This window comes from bacterium (assembly GCA_035559435.1).
GTDB lineage: Bacteria > Zixibacteria > MSB-5A5 > WJJR01 > WJJR01 > JACQFV01.
In genome coordinates this window covers 1-18,754 of sequence record DATMBC010000102.1, presented here as the reverse complement: position 1 = coordinate 18,754, position 18,754 = coordinate 1, and the positions used below count along the sequence as shown (strand labels likewise).

General features: G+C 62.8%; 12 protein-coding genes. 6 read left to right on the top strand and 6 right to left on the bottom strand.

The features are described from left to right. Positions 1–20: 20 nt before the first annotated feature. Genes VNN55_11545 through VNN55_11525 form a run of 5 tightly spaced genes read right to left on the bottom strand, consistent with a single transcriptional unit; the run spans position 21 to position 11,098 of the window. Complete coding sequence (locus VNN55_11545; GenBank protein HWO58187.1) at positions 21–2,717, bottom strand: protein kinase; 2,697 nt, start codon at positions 2,715–2,717, stop codon at positions 21–23. Continuing rightward, positions 2,717–5,215, bottom strand: a complete 2,499-nt coding sequence (locus VNN55_11540) for a protein kinase (protein HWO58186.1) — start codon at positions 5,213–5,215, stop codon at positions 2,717–2,719. The genes VNN55_11545 and VNN55_11540 overlap by 1 nt, the downstream gene beginning before the upstream one ends. Continuing rightward, positions 5,216–7,708, bottom strand: coding sequence for a protein kinase (locus VNN55_11535; protein ID HWO58185.1), 2,493 nt, complete (start codon positions 7,706–7,708; stop codon positions 5,216–5,218). Positions 7,709–7,744: 36 nt separating this feature from the next. Beyond that, positions 7,745–10,006 carry a protein kinase gene (locus VNN55_11530; protein HWO58184.1) on the bottom strand — a complete coding sequence of 754 codons (2,262 nt, stop codon included), beginning with the start codon at positions 10,004–10,006 and terminating at the stop codon, positions 7,745–7,747. Positions 10,007–10,045: 39 nt separating this feature from the next. Next, positions 10,046–11,098, bottom strand: coding sequence for a 3-oxoacyl-[acyl-carrier-protein] synthase III C-terminal domain-containing protein (locus VNN55_11525; GenBank protein HWO58183.1), 1,053 nt, complete (start codon positions 11,096–11,098; stop codon positions 10,046–10,048). A 104-nt stretch (positions 11,099–11,202) separates the two neighbouring features. Between VNN55_11525 and VNN55_11520 the strand changes: the two genes are divergently transcribed. From VNN55_11520 to VNN55_11505, 4 genes are all read left to right on the top strand, one after another. Then, positions 11,203–11,745: a tetratricopeptide repeat protein gene (locus tag VNN55_11520; GenBank protein HWO58182.1), complete on the top strand. Its 543-nt coding sequence runs from the start codon at positions 11,203–11,205 to the stop codon at positions 11,743–11,745. Between the two features lie 884 nt (positions 11,746–12,629). Continuing rightward, complete coding sequence (locus tag VNN55_11515; GenBank protein ID HWO58181.1) at positions 12,630–13,343, top strand: hypothetical protein; 714 nt, start codon at positions 12,630–12,632, stop codon at positions 13,341–13,343. Between the two features lie 700 nt (positions 13,344–14,043). Further along, positions 14,044–15,015, top strand: coding sequence for a hypothetical protein (locus VNN55_11510; GenBank protein HWO58180.1), 972 nt, complete (start codon positions 14,044–14,046; stop codon positions 15,013–15,015). A 222-nt stretch (positions 15,016–15,237) separates the two neighbouring features. Beyond that, the gene (locus VNN55_11505; protein HWO58179.1) at positions 15,238–15,444 is read left to right on the top strand and encodes a hypothetical protein; all 207 of its coding nucleotides are present in this window, start codon (positions 15,238–15,240) and stop codon (positions 15,442–15,444) included. Between the two features lie 74 nt (positions 15,445–15,518). Here VNN55_11505 and VNN55_11500 read toward each other — a convergent pair whose 3' ends face one another. Then, complete coding sequence (locus VNN55_11500) at positions 15,519–16,556, bottom strand: PDZ domain-containing protein (protein HWO58178.1); 1,038 nt, start codon at positions 16,554–16,556, stop codon at positions 15,519–15,521. A gap of 159 nt (positions 16,557–16,715) precedes the next feature. Between VNN55_11500 and VNN55_11495 the strand changes: the two genes are divergently transcribed. Together VNN55_11495 and VNN55_11490 are read left to right on the top strand one after the other, a co-directional pair. Then, positions 16,716–17,201 (top strand): hypothetical protein, encoded by a 486-nt coding sequence (locus tag VNN55_11495; protein HWO58177.1) that lies wholly within the window; start codon positions 16,716–16,718, stop codon positions 17,199–17,201. Positions 17,202–17,235: 34 nt separating this feature from the next. Next, a complete protein-coding gene (locus VNN55_11490) occupies positions 17,236–18,474 on the top strand; it encodes a hypothetical protein (protein ID HWO58176.1) in 1,239 nt (412 codons plus the stop codon). Positions 18,475–18,754: the final 280 nt, after the last annotated feature.

Sequence of the window (18,754 nt, the reverse complement as noted above, 5' to 3'; positions counted from 1 at the left end):
CTGGGCGATGGTCTTGCCGATCATTTCGCGGCGATCTCCGCGTTCCAGTTAATGACCATGTTGATCCACGAGGCGGCGAATCCGGCCTCACGCGTCACGACGTAAAAGGTCCGGCCATCGGCGGAGACGTCATAGGGCTTGTTGGCTTGCGGCGTGCGCACGGGAAACAGCGTCCGCGGCTGGCCGACGGTGATCGATTCGGCGCGGCCGTCGATTTCCACCGCCGTCATCATGTTGCCGCCGGTGATGTAGTAAAGCTCGCGGCTGTCACGGCGCCAGCGCGGGAAATCGCCCCCCTTCGACGACACCTGCCACTTGCCGCCCGGTCCGGGGAACGGCCGAACATAGACCTCATACTCCCCCGATTCGGCGCTGGCATAGGCCAGCCAGCGCCCGTCGGGCGAGAAACTGGCGTCGTCCTCGTCGAACTCGGTCTGCTGGAATGCATATGGGTCGCCGGCGGCCTTCCCATCCGGACCCAGCGGCAGGATCCAGAGGTCATCGCCGACACTGGCCGCGGTCGGCGCGATGTAGGCCAGGTGGCGGCCATCGGGGGAGCAATCCATCAGCCATTTGGTGGCTGCGGAAGAATACAGAAGCTCCTCGGTGCCGGCGCCGGTGGCGGCCTTGCGGTACAGATCGAGCGCCGACTGCCGGACCGCCGAATACAGAATGTGGGCGCCGTCGGGAGTCCAGGCCGGATAACCGTCCTCGCCCGCCGCGAATGTCAACCGCGTGCGGATTTGCCGCGTGATGTCGTGCACCCAGATGTCCGCATTGGTCGTGACGGGATCGACCGCCTCAACGGCGAAGTAACGGTCATCCGGCGACAGATCGCAGTCGTAGTATGACCCGGCCTCACCGAGCGTGTCCACCGCCGTGCCTTCCTGGTCAAACGCGATGATGTGCGCCCCCAGTGCGCTGGCGCCTGACTGGTAGGCCAGCGTGCCGTCGGTCGAGACCCCCAGCGAGACATTGCTGAACCCGAGGTCGGCGTAAACATCCTCCGCCAAGGGCACCGGTTCGCCGCTGAGCGTGCCGTCTGACACGTCGAAGGCCTGCGCCATCAGCGTGCGTTCGCGCAGGAAGATCAGGTAGCCGCTGGCGTACGCCGCGTTGGCGGCGCATTGCATCACGGCACGATCCATCGAACCGTCCAGGGCGGCAAACCGCACCGAATCATCGCGGACATCGCCCGATCCGGGTCCCATCCGCGAGTAGTAGATGTAGTGATTGCCGTCAGGCAGAAACCACGGCCAGCGGTGCGACGATTCGCCGCGAGTGGTGTCCAGGGACGTGAGCACGCTCGGCACGCCGCCGGCGGCGGACACGCGCGCAAGACCGCCGCCCGGTCGCGGCGTGAAGATGATCACGCCGTCGCCGCTCCAACTGCCGCCGCGGCCGTTGGGAGCATCGCACAACGTCACCGCCGGCCCGCCGGTGACATCGATCTTCTTCAATTTGGCTTCCGCAAAAAAGCAGAGGAAGCGGCTGTCGGGCGACCAGAAAGGAAACAAAGCGTCCGTGGTGCCGGGCAGTCTCTCCGACGTGAAGTTGTTGATCGAACGAACCCACAACGACGTGGCCCCGAGCGAATCGGCCCCGACAAAGGCCAGGCGATGGCCATCGGGGGAGAGCGCCAAATTGCCCGCGCCTTCCACGGCCAGATTCAGACGATCAGGGGCGGGGACGGCGAACCGGACGGTCGCGACCGAGGCCGGCGCCCGCCCCACTTGAAGCCACCCCAGCCAGCCGGCGGCCAACATCAGGATGCCGACGAGCGACCACGGCAAAATCGCTCCTCTTTTGGGCGCGGAAGAAACCGCGGGAGCGGCCGCGACCGGCGGCCGTGGCGCGGGACCGGAGAGCGCCGGGCGCACCGTGCTGACACGGCTGACCTTCGAACGATCGGAAACCCGCCGGAAGCGCCGCAGGTCCTTGGCCAGTTCCTTGGCCGACTGGTAGCGCTCGTCGCGATCCTTGTCGAGACATTCCAACAGGATGCGATCCAACTCCGGTTCGATCTCCGGACGGATCGCCGAGGGCGGGGCCGCATCGATGTTGACGATCTCGTACATGATCGCCGTGTCATGCATGCCGCGAAACGGCATCTGGTCGGTCAGCAATTCATAGAGAACGACGCCCAGCGAAAAGATGTCGGAGCGATGATCGGTGTCGAGCCCCTGGACCTGCTCGGGCGACATGTACCCCGCGGTGCCGATGGTGCTGCCCTCTTTGGTCAGCCGCGTGGCGCCATGCAGTTTGGCCAGCCCGAAGTCCATGATCTGCACGATCCCGTCCTTGCGGATCATGATGTTCTCGGGTTTGATGTCGCGGTGCACGATGCCGTGCTCGTGGGCGGCGGCCAGCCCATCGGCGATCTGGGCGCCGATCTCCAGCACCTGCTTGGGCGACAATGTCGCGCGCTTGTCGCGCAGCGTCTGCCCGTCGACATGCTCCATCACGATGAACAGCTGGCCGTCGTGTTCCTGGATGTCGTGGATGGTGCAGATGTTGGGGTGGTTCAACGCCGAGGCGGCGCGCGCCTCCTGCAGGAAGCGCGCCCGCGCGTCGGGCTGGGCCGTCATCTGCGCCGGCAGGAACTTGAGCGCCACCTTGCGGTCGAGTTTCGAGTCGACGGCGAGGTACACGTCGCCCATGCCCCCGGCGCCGAGGTGCTCAATGATGCTGTACTGCGCGATGGTTTGTCCGATCACTAAATCACCTTTGGCGGGAGGTTGGCGAGGCGTTCAAATTCCGGGTGTTGGCGCAGATTGTCCCAATAGGGACTGACCCGCAGATAGGCCGGCGCGATTTCCGACGGAAAGTTCAGTAATTCCGCGAGCGCGCGAATGGCCGTGTCGGCGTCTCCGAAAGCGGCGTGCACAATGGCCTGATTGGTCAGGTGAACGCCGCCACTGATGACATCGCGCGCGATCGGTGTGCGTTCGACGACGCCGCCAATCAAACGTGCGGCATCGTCCGTGCGTCCGATTCCGGCGCAGGATATCGCCAGCGCCGTCGCCAGACGGTCATCCTGCGGGTTGGCCTGATACTGGCTTTCCAGGTATTCAATGGCGTCGTCGTAGTACGGCCTCGCATCCGCAGCCTTACCCAGAAGCCGGTGCGCCTCAGCGAGGAAAAACGCCTTGGGCGCGTACATCGTCTGAGCTTCGTATACCTCGGCGGCGTGACGCTCGATGAAGGCAAGCGCGCCGGACAGATCGCGTTCCGCAAAGAGCAGATCGCACCACTCCACAAACGCATCGACCGGCCCGCGGTGCTTGAGGGTCTCCAGGTCTCGTCGGGACGCCGCCAGATCGCCGCGTCCGCGCAGGGCGATGATCGCCCGCCAGGAACGGGCCTGTGATCGTTCCGGCGACAGCGAAATGGCGCGATCGAGATAGGCGTCGGCCTCATCGTAGCGGCGCATGGTGCCGACCGTGACACCGGTTTCGAGGTTGAGCAGCGGACGCAGCGGATCGAGCTTCAGGACCCGCTGACAGGTCTCCAGCGCCTCGTGGAACCGGCCCTGGCGGCGCATAATCATGGCCGACATGAACAGCGGCACGGCGAAGTTCGGCTGACGTTCCACGGCCCGGCGGCACTCCGCCAGCGCCCCTTCGAAATCCAACAGGCAGCGGTAACGGTACAGCGCGCTGGCCAGCGGGGTTTCGGCATCATTCTTGCCCAGCGCCAGCGCCCGATCAAGGGCGGTCTTGGCGCGCGCGACCCGACCCGGCGTGTGATCGAAGCCGTACCAATACATACTGGTATGCGCGATGCATAGGTAGGCGTGCGCCTGCACGTAACCGGCATCCAACGCCACCGCCTGCTCAAACATGGCAACGGCGATCTGAAAATTCTCCGCGGTCGGATCGGGACTGTAGACATACTCATAGCCGCGCCGGTAGGCATGGTAGGCGTCCATGCTCTCGGTCGGCTTGGCTTCGATGGCGAGCCGCTCCCCTTCGCCGAGGGTGATGTTCAGCTGCTCGATCACCTTTTCGGCGATGTCCGATTGCACGTCGAAGATATCCTCAATTACGCGGTCATAGCGGTCCGACCACATGTGGGTGTCGTCGTTGACCCGGATCAACTGCGGAGTGATGCGCACGCGGCTGGATCCCTGCGCCGCCTTGCCCCAGCGGACGGTGCCTTCAAGGATGAAATCGACCTCCAGTTCGCCGCCGATCTCGCGGATCGCCTTCTTGCGCCCCTTGTACTGCATCACGCTGGTGCGCGATATGACGCCGATGTCCTTGACCGCGGCCAGACGGCTGATGATCTCCTCGGTGATGCCGTCGGCAAAGTACTCATCGTCGGCCGGGCCGAGGTTCTCAAACGGCAGCACCGCCAGCATCTTCCGCCGCGGGGCGGTCGACTTCTCCCCGCCCGAACTGCCGAGCCGCACCAACCGTCGGAGGTCGGAGACCAGGTCGGCCGCCGATTGATGGCGCTCCGCCGGATGCTTCGAGAGGCACTTGGTGATCACCCGCTGCAGATCGTCGGGTACGTTGCTGACAAACCGCGCCAGCGGCTGGGGTTCGTCGTTGACGATCGCGTACATGAGCGCGGCATTGTGCGCGCCCTGAAACGGCAAGCGGTCGGCAATCATTTCGTAGAGGACCACTCCCAGGGAGAACAAATCCGACCGATGGTCGCACTCGCGGCCGCTGGCCTGCTCGGGGGACATGTAGGCGGCGGTCCCGACGGTCGATCCGGTCTGGGTCAGTCGCGCCGCGCCCGCGAAGGTCGCCAGACCGAAGTCGAGCAACTTCGGGCGGCCGTCGCTGTCGACCAGGATGTTGGAGGGCTTGACATCGCGGTGGATGACGCCGGCGGAATGCGCCCGGCCCAGCCCCTCGGCGATCTGCATGCCCAGCGCCAGCTTCTCTTCCAGCGTCAGCGCGCGCGATTTCAGGTACTCGGCCAGGTCGCGGCCCTCGACATACTCCATCACGATGAAGTCGCGGTCATCGACCGATTCGACGGCGTAGATCGTGAGAATGTTCGGGTGATTGAGTTTGGAGGCCGCCTTGGCCTCACGCAGAAGCCGCTGACGCGCCTCGGAGCTTTTGGTCAGCGACGGCGGCAGGAACTTGAGCGCCACACGGCGGTCGAGACGCTCATCGGAAGCGAGGAAGACTTCGCCCATTCCGCCTTCGCCGAGTTTCTTCAGAATGCGATAATGGGCAATGGTCGTATCGAGCATCTAAAACACCTTTGGGGGGAGGTTGAGGAGGCGCTGGAACTCCGGGTGCTGCCGAAGCGCATCCCAGCGCGGCGACCGCATGAGGTATCCGGACGACACCCATGTGGGGGTGGACAGCAACCGCTCGAGGATGGCCAGCGCCTGGTCATGCTCTCCCGCCACGGCCAGGAGGATCGCGTAAATTTCGTCGAAGGTGGATGACAGGAGTGCGTCTTTCGCAAGCGGGTTTTCCGCCATCGCCTCCCGCGCGGCGGCCAGAGCGACTTCGCACTCGCCCAATCCGACCAGCACACGCGCCAGAGCCAGGCGCCGGCGAACATCCGCCGCCGCGATGGGATCCCTCATCAACTGAACGTGCGCCTGACGGAAGAATTCCTTCGCCTCGTCGGGCTGTCCCAGCAGAGCATGCGCCTCAGCGTACAGCAGCGGCTTGGGGTAGTACCAGGTCTGGTCGACGTATTCATGGCCGGGCAGTCGTTCAATGTGCGCCAGCACCGGAGCGAGCGCACGTTCGGCCAGCAGCACCTCGAACCATTCGATAAACGCCTCTTCAAGTCCGCGTTCCCCCATGGACTCCAGTCGTCGGCGCGCTCCCGGCAAGTCGCCGTAGGCGAACAACCGAAGCATGGCGTACCAGGTGTACGCGTTGTACTGATCGGGGGCGAGCCGGATTGACTGGTTCAGATACGATTCCGCTTCGTCGAAACGCCGCAGGAGGAAGCAGGTAATCCCGGCTTCGGTGATGTACTGGATGCTGGCGGGGTCGAGCTTCTGGGCGGCCTTGATGCCTTCGAGCGCCTCGGCCGGGCGTCCCAGCCGCCGTTGAATCGCCGCAATGAGAAAGATGGCCAGCGCGTGGTTGGGCCTGAGACGCACGGCGCGTTTGAATTCATCCAGGGCGTCTTCGTAGTCGATCCGGCAACGGTAGAGATAGAAACCGTTGGCGATTGCGGTCAGTGCGTCATCGGGCTTCAGCGACAGCGCCGTGGCGACCGTCTGCCGCGCCTTCTCCGCGCGCTCCGGGGTCGGATCGCCCCCAAAAAAGTACAGTCCCGAGTGCGCGATCGACAGACAGGCATGCGCCTGCGCGAACGCGGGATCGAAGGAGACCGCGCGCTCAAACATCTGGATCGCCAGCCGGTGGTTCTCCGCCGTGTAATCCGGATTGGTGATGTATTCGTAACCGCGCAGATACGCGTGATACGCGTCGAGATTCTCGGTCGGCTTGGCCTCGATGGCGCGGCGCTCGGGATCGCCCAGCTTGACGTTCAGCTGTTCGGTCACCTTTTCGGCGATGTCCGACTGCACGTCAAAGATGTCCTCCAGGACGCGGTCGTAGCGGTCCGACCACATGTGCGTGTCCTCGTTGACGCGGATCAACTGCGGCGTGATGCGCACGCGGCTGGGCCCCTGCGCGGCCTTGCCCCAGCGCACCGTGCCTTCGAGCACATAGTCGACGCCCAGCTCGCCGCCGATCTCGCGGATCGGCTTCTTGGTCCCCTTGTACTGCATGACGCTGGTGCGCGAAATCACGCCGATTTCGGCCACCGCCGCCAGACGGCTGATGATCTCCTCGGTGATGCCGTCGGCGAAGTACTCATCGTCGGCCGGGCCGAGGTTCTCAAACGGCAGCACCGCCAGCATCTTCTTGCGCGCGACCGCCTGCGGACTGCCGGAGCTGCTGGTGCGCACCAGCCGGCGCAGGTCGGCAATCAGATCCGCCGCCGACTGGTAGCGCTCGGCCGGATGTTTGGCCAGACACTTCGAGACGATGCGTTGCAGTTCCTCGGACACGCCGGTCAGATACCGCGCCAGCGGCTGCGGCTCGTCGTTGACGATCGCGTACATCAAGGCCGCGTTGTGCGCACCCTGGAAAGGCAGGCGGTCGGCAAGCATTTCGTAGAGCACCACGCCGAACGAGAACAAGTCGGAGCGATGGTCGCAGTCGCGGCCGCTGGCCTGCTCGGGGGACATGTAGGCGGCGGTCCCGACGGTCGAGCCGGTTTGGGTCAGACGCGCCGCGCCTTCGAAGGTCGCCAATCCGAAGTCGAGCAGCCGCGGACGGCCGTCCTGGTCAACCAGCACGTTCGACGGCTTCACGTCGCGGTGGATGACGCCGGCGGCGTGGGCCCGGCCCAGCCCTTCGGCGATCTGGATGCCCAGCGTGAGCTTGTCTTCGGTCGACAGCGCGCGCGATTTCAGATAAGCGGCGAGATCCTGCCCCTCAACATACTCCATGACGATGAAATCGCGGTCATTGATGGATTCGACCGCGTGGATTGTCATGATGTTCGGGTGATTGAGCTTGGAGGCCGCCTTGGCCTCGCGCAGCAGACGGGCGCGCGCCTCCGGGTCTTTCGTCAGATTTTCAGAAAGAAACTTCAACGCAACCTGACGCTCCAGACGGCTGTCCTGCGCAAGGAAAACTTCGCCCATGCCGCCGGACCCGAGCTTGCGGATGATTTGGTAATGCGCGATTGATTGTCCGATCATGGTGTCCATTTCGCGAGACAAGAGTAATAAGATCGACTATATTCCCAGGGATTGCAACAGTTCTGCGAAGCGCGGATGGCCCCGGATCGGGTCGAGGAACGCGTCCATCCGCAACCCGGCAAAGTTTGGCGAGCGCACGTTGACGTTTTCGGCCAGCGCCGCCACGGCCGCTTCGGGGTCCCCCAACTGGGCAAAGAGCGTCGCCTTGGCGTAATGCAGAGGATACCCCCGGTCGGTGGCCAGCATGATGTCCAAAAGCCGCCGCAGGACCCCGGTGGGCCCGCCCGCGGCAAGGACCTCCCCCCACGGGGTGCGGTCTTCATCCAGGCCGGCATAGGCCGGAAGCCAACGGGGAATCTCGGCGACCGCTTCGGCGTACCGTTGCAACTGCCAGAGCGTGAGGAACATCAATCGCCGCGCCTTGATGAAATGCGGGTCGAGGGTGAGCGCGTTGGCGACAATGGTCTGCGCTTTGGCGAAGTCGCGCGTGTAGTAATAATGCCGCGCCAGGTCGGTATTGATGATGAGCGACAGCGGGTCCAGTTCGTGGGCGATGTGCATTTCCCGCCCGGCGTCGTCGACCCGCCCGACCTCCAGCAGCATCTGGGTGGCGTACCAGTGGTGCGCGGTGGCGTACCCCGGCTTCAACTGGATGGCGCGGCGGAATTCCCGGTCGGCCGCGTCGAATTCGCGCAGTTCGGAATGGATCCCGGCCAGCGACGAGTGGGCTTCGGCCAGCGTCTCATCGATTGCGAGCGCCCGCTCGACCGCCTCGCGCGCCTTGGCGATCGCATCGCGGTAGCCGATGAAACCGTGGTCCTCGAGGATGAGATAACTGTCGGCCACGCCGGTGTAAGCCAGCGCGAACGCCGGATCGCGGGCGAGGGCCGTCTGGAATGACTCCAGCGCCCGATGCATGGCCTCGGTGGTGCGCTTGTTCCAGAAAAACCGACCCTGCAGGTAGAGGTTGTAGGCCTCGACGTCGCGCGTCGGCGGCGACGGCAGCGATCCCAGACGCACCCGCAGTCGTCCGGCCACCGTCTGGGCGATCTCGTCCTGGATGGCGAAGATGTCGCCGGCGTCGCGGTCAAACCGTTCCGACCAGAGTTGGTAGCCGTCGTTGACATTCACCAACTGGGCCGAGATACGCAAACGGCCGCCATGCTTGCGCACGCTGCCTTCCAGCACCGATGTCACGCCGAGCCGACGACCGATGGTGGGGATATCGAGCGATTGGCCCTTGAACGAAAACGCCGATGTGCGCGCCACCACCCGCAGACCGCTGATCCCGGAGAGCGCGTTGATCAATTCTTCGGCCAGCCCGTCGCAAAAGTACTCCTGATCGCGCTCGGGGCTGAGATCGGCAAACGGCAGGACCGCCACCGACGGGGCCCCCGACGAACCCGGCGTCGGACTCCCCGGCAGGATCAGATTGGGACCGCCGGCGCCGACCGATCCGCTCAGCCCGGATGCGGAAACCAACTCGCGCAGCGCCGCCGCCATGGCGGTGCTGGTGGCAAACCGCGCTCCGGGCTCCTTGGCCAGACAGGTCGCGGCGAATCGGTCCCAGGCGGCGGAGAGGCCGGTCACCCGCGACGAGAGCGGCGGCGGATCGTCATGCACGATGGCATACAGGATCGCCGTCTCCTGCTCGGCCCAGAAGGGATGCCAGCCGGCCAGGGATTCGTAGAAGAGAATGCCGAAGGCAAAGATGTCGGAACGATGATCGACCGCCTGCCCGCGAATCTGCTCGGGGGACATGTAGGCGGGGCTGCCGACCATGGCGCCATCGCGCGTCAGACGGGCGCTCTGGTTGGTGAGCGCCAGCCCGAAGTCGAGGATGCGCGCGCGCCCCTGGCGGTCGACCAGGATGTTGCCCGGCTTGAGGTCACGGTGAATGATCCCGGCGGCGTGGGCGCCGGCCAGACCTTCGGCAATCTGCCAGACCACATTGACCAGCTCCGCCAATGTGCGTCCCGGAGCGCCCCGGTATTGGTCCAGCGAGACACCGTCGATGTACTCCATCACGATCCCATCATGGGTCCCGAAGGTGTCGATGGCATAGATGGTCACGATGTTCGGATGGCTCAACTTCGAGGCCGCGCGCGCCTCGCGCAGCAGGCGCTCGCGCGCGGTCGGATCGTCGCACAGCGGACCGGAGAGCAGCTTGATGGCGACATTGCGGTCCAGACGGGTGTCGCGGGCCAGGTACACTTCGCCCATGCCCCCGCGTCCGAGGAGACGCCTGACCTCGTAATTTCCGATCCGCTCGCCAATCATGCCGCGGGAAGATAGCACAACCGCCGCCGCGGAGCGATTACTTAGGCCGGCCGAAGATCAGAATTGCAGCAGGAGGTTCTCGGCGGAAAACCCCGGACCCAGCGCGGTTAAAAGCCCGTATTGGCCGGGACGAGTCTCCCCCGATCGCAGCAGACGCTCCAGCACAAAGAGCACCGTCGGCGAGGACATGTTGCCGCAGTCGCGCAGCACCGCGCGGGCATGCCTGAGGGTGTCGGGCCCCAGCGCCAAGGCGTCCTCGTAGGCCGCCATCACCTTGGTCCCGCCGGGATGCACCATCCAGTGCCCGATCCCGGCGAAATCATGACCGTGCCGACGGAGAAACTCCCCTGTGTTATCCCGGACCTTCTCGCGCACGATGCGCGGAATCGCCTGCGAAAAGACCACCTGCATCCCGACCGCATCAAAATTCCACCCCATCACCTCCAGCGACCCCGGCCAGGTGGTGGTGCCGACGGCCAGTATGCGAGGACCGGCGGCGGGACGACCGTTGCCGGTCACCATCACCCCCGCCGCGCCATCGGCAAACAGGGCGGTGGCGATGAAGTTCGACTTGGAAAAGTCGGCGTGATGAAACGTCAGCGAGCAGAGCTCGACACAGACCAGCGCAATCACCGCGTGTGGATCGCCCAAGGCCAGACGCTGCGCCAGCGCCAGTCCGGCCGCGCCGCCGGCGCAACCCAGCCCCCAGATTGGCGTGCGCACGACACGCTCCGACAGACCGAGGACATTGAGCAGGCGCGAGTCGATCGACGGCGTTGCCAACCCGGTCGTCGAGACGAAGATGATGTGGGTGATCTCGGTCAGGGACAGCGACGATCCCGCCGCCAGGGAGCGCACCACCTCGGCGCCCAGTCGCGTCGACCAGTCGATGTAGAGTTCATTCTTTTCACGGGCATCGTGGGACGCGGCAAACCATTCCGGCGGCACACAGGTGTGGCGGGTGGCAATTCCGGTGTGATCGAAAACCGGCAGCAAACGCTCGACATCGCGACGGTGGGCGCGGAAATGCGCCGTTGCGAACGCCCGCGCCGCCGGTTGCGTGACGACATAAGGCGGGAGGGCGGTGGCGACGGCGGCAATTTGCGGCATCGGATAATCCGGCGCTGGATCGGCGATAGAACAACAAATGAAACCAAATAATCGCTTTCGTGTTCCAATCCATGAACGCATCCTGATCCGGAAGGAGTCAAGCCATGAAGCCCATCCGTCTGATCCCCGTCTTCGGCGCCCTTTCTCTGCTTGTCTTGTTGGCCGCGCCTGCCCGTCCATTCCCATCGCACGAAGAAACGCCCCAGGAGAAGGCAGAAGCGCGTCGGAAGGACGCGGTCTCCGCTTTCAACAAGGGCGTTGCAAAGCAGGAAAAAGCCCTGGCCTATTTCGAGAAGGGCGACACCGCCAAGGCGACGAAAGAGCTGGAGAAGGCGATCAAGGAGTACGAAAAGGCGATCGTCCTCAACGACAGCTTTCCGGAGGCGCTCTCCAATCTCGGCTACTGCCAGCGCAATCTCGGCAATTACACCAAGGCGCTGGAGTCCTATGATCGCGCCCTGAAGCTCAAACCCGACTTCGCCGAAGCCATCGAATACCGCGCGGTGGCCTATCTCTGGCTCGGACGCACCGACGAAGCGAAGTCCGAATACGACCGCCTGCTGAAAATCGACTCCACCGAAGCCGCCGAACTGAAGGCCGCCATCGACGCGGCCGCCGCGGGAAAGTTGAAAAAGGGCAAGTGGTAGAGCCGCGTTAGATGCGAGTGCATGGCGATCGCCCGAGGCGCGACACATCCGTCCTGCCGCACGATGCCGTTCATCTCAAATTATGCTTTTAGGAGGACAGACATTCTTGTCTGTCCATCGCCTCGTTCGGCGGGTCGGCTCTATGACCCGCCGAACGAGGCGAACTTCACGGCAGGGCAACCTTCCCGCAATATCCCATCGCCAATCGGGAGCCCAAAAGCGGCCCCCCAATTGGCGATGGCAGGTCAGACAGGAATGTCCGACCTCCTGCCACCATCGTCATTCCAATCCGGGCGCGGCGCTCTTTGACGCGACCGGGTTGGAATCTTTGTTCTTCCGTTCGTCGGGCACAGTCCATGCGCCGGCCGAGGACTGTTACAGGTTTGCGCGGGAACTGCTCGAAGCGGCCTCCGTTCGCTGATCTCGAGGCCTTTCGCTTTGCAGACAGCGACTTGTATTCGTTGATCATGGTTGGGCGAGTGCGTCAACTGCCCACAGCGCATCCGTGATCGCGAGTCTCTCGCAATGAGGACAGGGGAACTCCACATTGTCCTTGACTCTCTGTCTCTTATTGCCTTGGATGTCTCCGAGCGAAAGGCCTCCGCCAAATCCCATTGGGTGCAAGAATGTCGCTTCCAAGGTGTCGAAGGGATGACTTCGCAGGGTGCTGCCGTGTGTCTGCGATCTTGGCGCGCATAGCGGTCCCTGCCAGACAGATAGTCGCCTCAGTTCTGCTGCTTGTTACTGTCGGCTCTTGCGACTCGAAGGGCTCGGATCCGGAACCTCCGGCGCCCAAGGCGATCTACTATATCCCGGCCTGGTCCCCAGACGGGACGGAAGTGGCCTGCACAATCGATCGATTTGACGATTCAGGGGGAGTGAAGGTGTTCATTGCAATTCTGGACGCGACCACCGGAGCAGTGCGACGAGAGCGTCAACTAGGTCCCATCATTCCCTTCTCCCTGTCGTGGACACCCGACGGCGCGTGGTTGTTGTTTTCTTCGGGCCCGGGCATCTTCAAGATGTCGTCCGATCTCAACATCGTCTTTCAACTAACCTCGGGACAGTTCCATGGATGGCCGTCGTATTCTCGCTCGAGAGACCTCGTCTTTTTCACGCAGAACGAGGCAACCAAGGGCGGACTCTTTTCTGTCACGATAGACGGCGATAGCCTGCTGAGATGGAGTACCGCTGAATCGATCATTCTGCAGGCCTTCGCATTTCCGGATAGCAGCGATTCACTCATCGGATTCGACCCCACGAGCGGCTCCGCCCGGTTGATGGTGTTCAGACCCGATAGCATATCGCACGCTTATTTCCTGGGAATATACTCGCTCGGCCCATTCGCTCGAATATCGCGGGATCATAGATATATCGCCTATAACGCTGGCGTCCATGTTCCGTCAGGAAATCTGATGATACTGGATCGCTCCACCGATTCGATTCATAGTCTGGACGTTTCGGCGACGGAAGGCATGGACTTCTCTCCGGATGGGGGCAAACTGGTCTACCCAATACTCGCAGGAAAGGAGGTCGGCCTATGGATTTTCGATTTGGCAACCGGTGAGCACACACGACTCACCGATGGAACGCGGTAGAACCTGATGGTCGGGTGGCCGCGGTCTGCGACCGCGATGTGTCGCTTGTCCCGAGCATTGCCGAGGGGAAGACACATGTCCCCCGTCCCGACTCACAACTGCCTCACTCACCCGAGATTCCTCCTGGCTTTACCAGTCGGCTCGACTGGTCCGGGTGGCGCGAATGATTGAAATTGCGTGGCCGCAGTCTCTGACTGCGGTCGAGCGGAGCGAGACAACCGCACTGCAAGCGGCCGAGCAAGTGCGGAATGGGGGAAGAATCAAGGATTGAGGAATTGGCTTGAAGTTGCGCGGGCAATATGTGCCTTCGGCCCACCGCGGTCGCAGACCGTCAGGGATCACGAGCGACGCCGAGGGGCGGCCACGCAAGTCGATCTGTCGCGCTTGGAGGGTCACCCACGCCACGCGGCCTTTTTTCGACTGGGACACTCGCTGGGTCTTTCAACAGTCCTCGGAGACTGCGGCCACGTATTTCATTCCATCCCCCACCCGGCCAGGAATAGACTGCCGGTCCACCGGTATTCACACGATAGAGTCGAGTGGGCAAGTTCAAAAGGCGAGTTCTAGCGGATGTGGCCCAGGAATCGGCAATTGTCCAAGACTTCATGCCTCCGGCAGATTTCGTTTGACTTTGCGCCGGGGGGGGGGCGACATCTTGACCGCTAGAGCAAATACCACGCAGATGCGTGGGAGGATTCTCATGCGTAAGGCCGAAGCCGAAAAGTGGACGCCGTCGAGAGAAACTGGAGACGAATTCGGCAGAAATGCAGTTCTCCGTCTGACGTTCCGACGGAAGTGGGTTCAATTGGCTGCAGTTCTCGGTGCAACGACGCTGACTCTCAGTTTCTGCGGCTCGAAGTCCAACGAACCGGACCCGGTGGTGATCAAGCAGATCTGGTATACCCCTGCATGGTCGCCCGACGGACGAGAGATCGTCTGCACCATTTGGCGAAGGGATGACTCCTTCGACGGAGCCGCATTCACCGCAGTTCTGGACGCATCAACCGGTGAGATTCTGAGGGAGCGGCCGCAAAATGCCCTCTCTCCCTTCGCCTTCAGTTGGACCCCCGATGGGAAATGGCTGCTCTTCGGGGCGGGCCCGGGGATCTTCAAGATGACATCGGACTTGGACTCTCTGGTTCAGTTGACGTCTGGGGAGTTTCACGATAACCCGTCATACTCCAGAGCAAGGAACTTGGTCTTCTTTACCGTCAACGATGGCCGGGTGGGCGGTCTCTTCTCCGTGACATTGGAAGGGGATAGTCTGCGCCGCTGGAGCACGCAGGAGACTTTAGTTTTTGGAACTTCCGCCTTTCCGGATGAGAGCGATTCTCTTGTCGGTTTTAGCGGCACGCAGGGCGGCTACTGGCTCATGGTGTTCAGCCCCGAGGCCATTGGATCGGCGCTCCAGCTTAGCCAATCGGGTCAGCCCGGAGCTCAGATTTCTCTGGACCACCGGTATGTGGCCTACAACAAGGGCACAAGTCTAATCCTGCTTGATCGTGGATCAGGATCCCCGCGGACCATTACGACCTTGCTGACAACGGCAATGTCATTCTCCGCGGATGGGGGCAAACTGGTCTACCCAATACTCGCAGGAAAGGAGGTCGGCCTATGGATTTTCGATTTGGCAACCGGTGAGCACACACGACTCACCGATGGAACGCGGTAGAACCTGATGGTTTCATCACACGTAAGGAGGCGTGTATGAGCCGTACAAGAGTCTCGACACAGGCATATTGCCTGGCCTTCATTGCACTTTGCTTCGCTTGGACCGGTTCTTCCCGAGCAGAGGCGCCCGCCCCGCAAGACTCGCTTTGGAACCAGCAATGGAACATGAAGAATGACGGGCAGTCCGGCGGGACCCTGGCATCGACGTCGGCCTTCCTGGAGCATGGGACTTCACTGTGGCAGCACCTGGTACACCTATAAGATCCACCCAGAGAACATCCATCAGGCCCCCGCAGCCGCGAATGAGGCGTCCGAGCTGACACTGCCCAATCCGCCGTCCTGCCTCTCCGCCTATGTGCTGTACGTGAACATCTACTCGCCGGGTTTTGACCCGTCGATGTGCTCGCAGAACCAAGGTGCGTGCGAATGAAAAGCGGGACGAGGCGTCCCGCCTCATCCCGCCGGAAACACGCGACATTGATCCGTCAGACCACGGGGAGGGGTCTAACGCAAATCGCGCATTTGTTCACGCAGTTCGCGCAGCTGCTCGCGCAACTCGCGCATCTCTTTGTTCATCTGTTCGCGCCAGTCGTCCATGTTCTCGCGTATCGAGTTGCGCATCTTTTCGCGCAGGTCGATCGCGCCGGCGTGATCGGGTCGGACATGGAAACGGAAGGGCGCGCCGATGCCGGACCAGGTGTCGTTGCTTTCGACCGTGACATCGACGGTCAGGTCCTCCTTGCCGCGCAGCACGCGCACCGCGACCTTGTCGCCGTCTTCCGCCCGCTGGATCGCGCGGCGGACGTCATCGGTGTCATAGACTTTGCGATGTCCGACTTCCACAATGACATCGCCGGCCTTCAGACCGGCCTTTTCGGCGGGGCTGTCCTTTTCGACTTCATTGACCAGCACGCCGCCATCGGGGGCGCCCAGCGCCGCGGCCAGTTCATCGGACATGTCATAAAGGCTGACGCCGATGTAGGACGTGCTCAGTTGGCCCAGTGAGAAGGAATAGGCGCGCGGGGCGCGGGGAATGTCGGGCGCGCGCGGGTCCATCGCGTCCGGCGCGTCGAACTGCCAGTCGCCGTCGAAGGTCCACGCATTGCTGTCGTCCTCGCGGCCGATCTCACAGGCCAGCACCCGCTGGCTGCCGTCCCGCCAGATTTCGATGTCGATCTTGCTGCCGGGCTTGGTCTCCTCGATCAGGTTGGTCAGGTGGCGCACCGAACGCGCCTCCTGGCCGTTGAACTTGAGGATAACATCGCCCTTTTTCAGGCCGGCCTCCGCGGCGGGCGAATCCTCCACCACACCGCTGACATAGACGCCGTCGGTGGACGGCAACTTTTCCTCGTCCGCCAAGTCCCTGTCGATGTTCTGGATAAAGACACCCAGCCAGCCGGGGGCGTCTTCGTCCTCGGTCTCATTGGCCAGGCTGAAAAGCGAGTTGTCGGCGGCCTGGGCGACCACCACGGCGCTGCCCAGCGCCAGAATTGCAACGGCCAGAATTGGCCAACGACGAGTCAAAAACTTGCGCCACTGCATCACTGCCTCCCTCGGTTGCAGGGACCAAACCGATATGATCCGTAATTTTCTTTGTTCTCTGTCCCTGGTCGGTCGTTTTTTACGTAAACCGCCGGGATCGGGTTCCGTCTTTCTTTAAGACGCCGCGGGTCCGGTTTCGGTTAGTCAAAGGAGCCTTCCGTGCGCCTGGAACTGAAGCGAATCGGGATCTTTTCGGCCGTCAAGACGATGTTCGTCCTCGGCGGGGTCTCCGGCTTTCTGTTGGGCATCGTCCAGTGGCTGCTTCTGCTGTTCGTGCAACAGGCCACCATGTCGATGCCGTCGGAGCTGTCGGGGTTCGAGCAGGAGGCCTTTGCCGAACTGCTGGGGGCGGGGATGGGCGTGTTGGGATTGCTCCTGCCATTGTTCGGCGGGTTCATCGGGGCGATTGGCGGCATCTTTTTTGGCGCCATTCTCGGCATGGTGTACAACCTGTCGGCAAAGCTGTGGGGCGGCCTTGAATACGAGCGCGAGGAGGTCCGTCCATCTGCCGCCTCCGTGATCCTGCCATCCAGCCCGTCCCGCGGCGAACCGACCCCGCTGCCGACGGTCGGCGCCGGCGCGCCGCCACATCCGCCAGAGCCCTCCGCCGATTCCCGACAACGTCCGCCGGCGATGTATGAATAGTCCGGATCATCGCCACCCCCGTATTCGATCGCGTATGATCAGAACCCTCTCACGATGCGGGTCAGCCCTCGGGCTGGTATTCCTGCTGTTGGCGACGCCGGTCCTTGCGTTCGAGCCGATGCCCCCGATCATGCAGACGCTCCTCGAGGTGTTTCCCGAAGAGAACGGCCGCTTTGTCGATGAGCCGTTCGGCGCAACGTCGGAGATGCCCGCCGAGGCCCGGCCGTTTTTCGAGACCTTCCGGGTCGTGGTCCCGTCCGTCGATGACATCGAAAAGACCCTCGCGCGCCTGTTCGCCGCCTCGTCACGGCTGCCGATCAAGAAGATCACCCGTTACGACCGCAGCCCCGGCGCGCCGGGGCTGCCCGGGTTTCGCGGCGTCTGGTGCCAGACCGAGGATGAATCGCAGATCGGGTTTTCGATTGTCACGATCAATGAGAACCGGTTTCTGATCTGGGCGAAGATGGGGTACTATCCGTTCTTCGCCAACGACAGCGTCAATCCCAAGGTGCGCGACCAGTACGCCCGCGATGTCTCGCAGTATCTGGCCGGGCTCGATCTGAAGGTGCCGGACAACGAGGTGCCGCCGGCGAGCGGGCGCGGGCTGCCGGAGGGGATGGATTTTCTGGAGCCAACGCCCGCGCCGTGGGTCGGAGGCGGGGCCTCTCCATCGCTGCTGGTCCCTCAGATAGAAGAAATCAGAACTTGGGGACTTTCTAGTGTCAAGGCGGTGGTTCCGGCACAGTCGCTTATGGAACGGATCATTAATGACACTAAGGACACGCTCTACGCTAACAGAGATGAGTCGCTGATTCAACGTCAATTCGAGCGGTGGCTCAGCCCGGCATTCAGATTGGGCGCCTCGATCACGAATGTCACGAGCGGGCTATTTGACACTCTCCGTCACGGTGGCAACTACTCGTTTGTGATCGACCGTCATGGCAGAATGAGGATTTGCACGTTTCCCGGGGAAGGGGATGACGGGATTCCTGACATCCTGCTATTCCCCATGGCACCTGCCACATGCGCCGGTGTAGTGAGTATCCGGAGGGGAACGGAATGGGCAAGTCCTGATCCTCCTGAGGTCGCATCTGTCGTGTGCAATTTCAGCTCCTATTTCTGGGCGGGGTCCATGTGGTCGGAACAGGCCGATGCGGCGCGTGCGGTTACAGATCTGCAATTGCAGAGCTTCGGGCAATTTTTCCGCGCAATGCAGTTATTCGGAGTTGGTTTTGATAATGTCATCATTCGGAAGCACGATCTGTTCTGGTGAGCGCTCTACACATCGAAGGTGCTGATCGCGCCCTCTGCGGTGCTCCTGTGGCGGTTCCGTGCAAGTGATCGATCCCGCCAAGTCGTTTTTCTGATTCCGCGAGGACGAATCGCCGCGGAGGAGAGCCTGCTCCTCTGTCGCCCCTCCGGGGCTCTGCGGTTCCCTCGCATCGCTCCCCAGGGCTTACGCCCTAGGCTAAGTTCTGTCGCGCCTCCGCCGCTTTTCTCGCGCCGACGGATTGACCTGATTCATTCCAACAGACTGTTCTTGTGGAGGGCGA

Coding starts and splice junctions, on each gene's coding strand:
- VNN55_11540 (HWO58186.1), bottom strand. CDS start 5,215: ATGCTCGATACGACCATTGCCCATTATCGCATTCTGAAGAAACTCGGC.
- VNN55_11535 (HWO58185.1), bottom strand. CDS start 7,708: ATGATCGGACAATCAATCGCGCATTACCAAATCATCCGCAAGCTCGGG.
- VNN55_11525 (HWO58183.1), bottom strand. CDS start 11,098: ATGCCGCAAATTGCCGCCGTCGCCACCGCCCTCCCGCCTTATGTCGTC.
- VNN55_11520 (HWO58182.1), top strand. CDS start 11,203: ATGAAGCCCATCCGTCTGATCCCCGTCTTCGGCGCCCTTTCTCTGCTT.
- VNN55_11510 (HWO58180.1), top strand. CDS start 14,044: ATGCGTAAGGCCGAAGCCGAAAAGTGGACGCCGTCGAGAGAAACTGGA.
- VNN55_11505 (HWO58179.1), top strand. CDS start 15,238: ATGGGACTTCACTGTGGCAGCACCTGGTACACCTATAAGATCCACCCA.
- VNN55_11500 (HWO58178.1), bottom strand. CDS start 16,556: ATGCAGTGGCGCAAGTTTTTGACTCGTCGTTGGCCAATTCTGGCCGTT.
- VNN55_11490 (HWO58176.1), top strand. CDS start 17,236: ATGATCAGAACCCTCTCACGATGCGGGTCAGCCCTCGGGCTGGTATTC.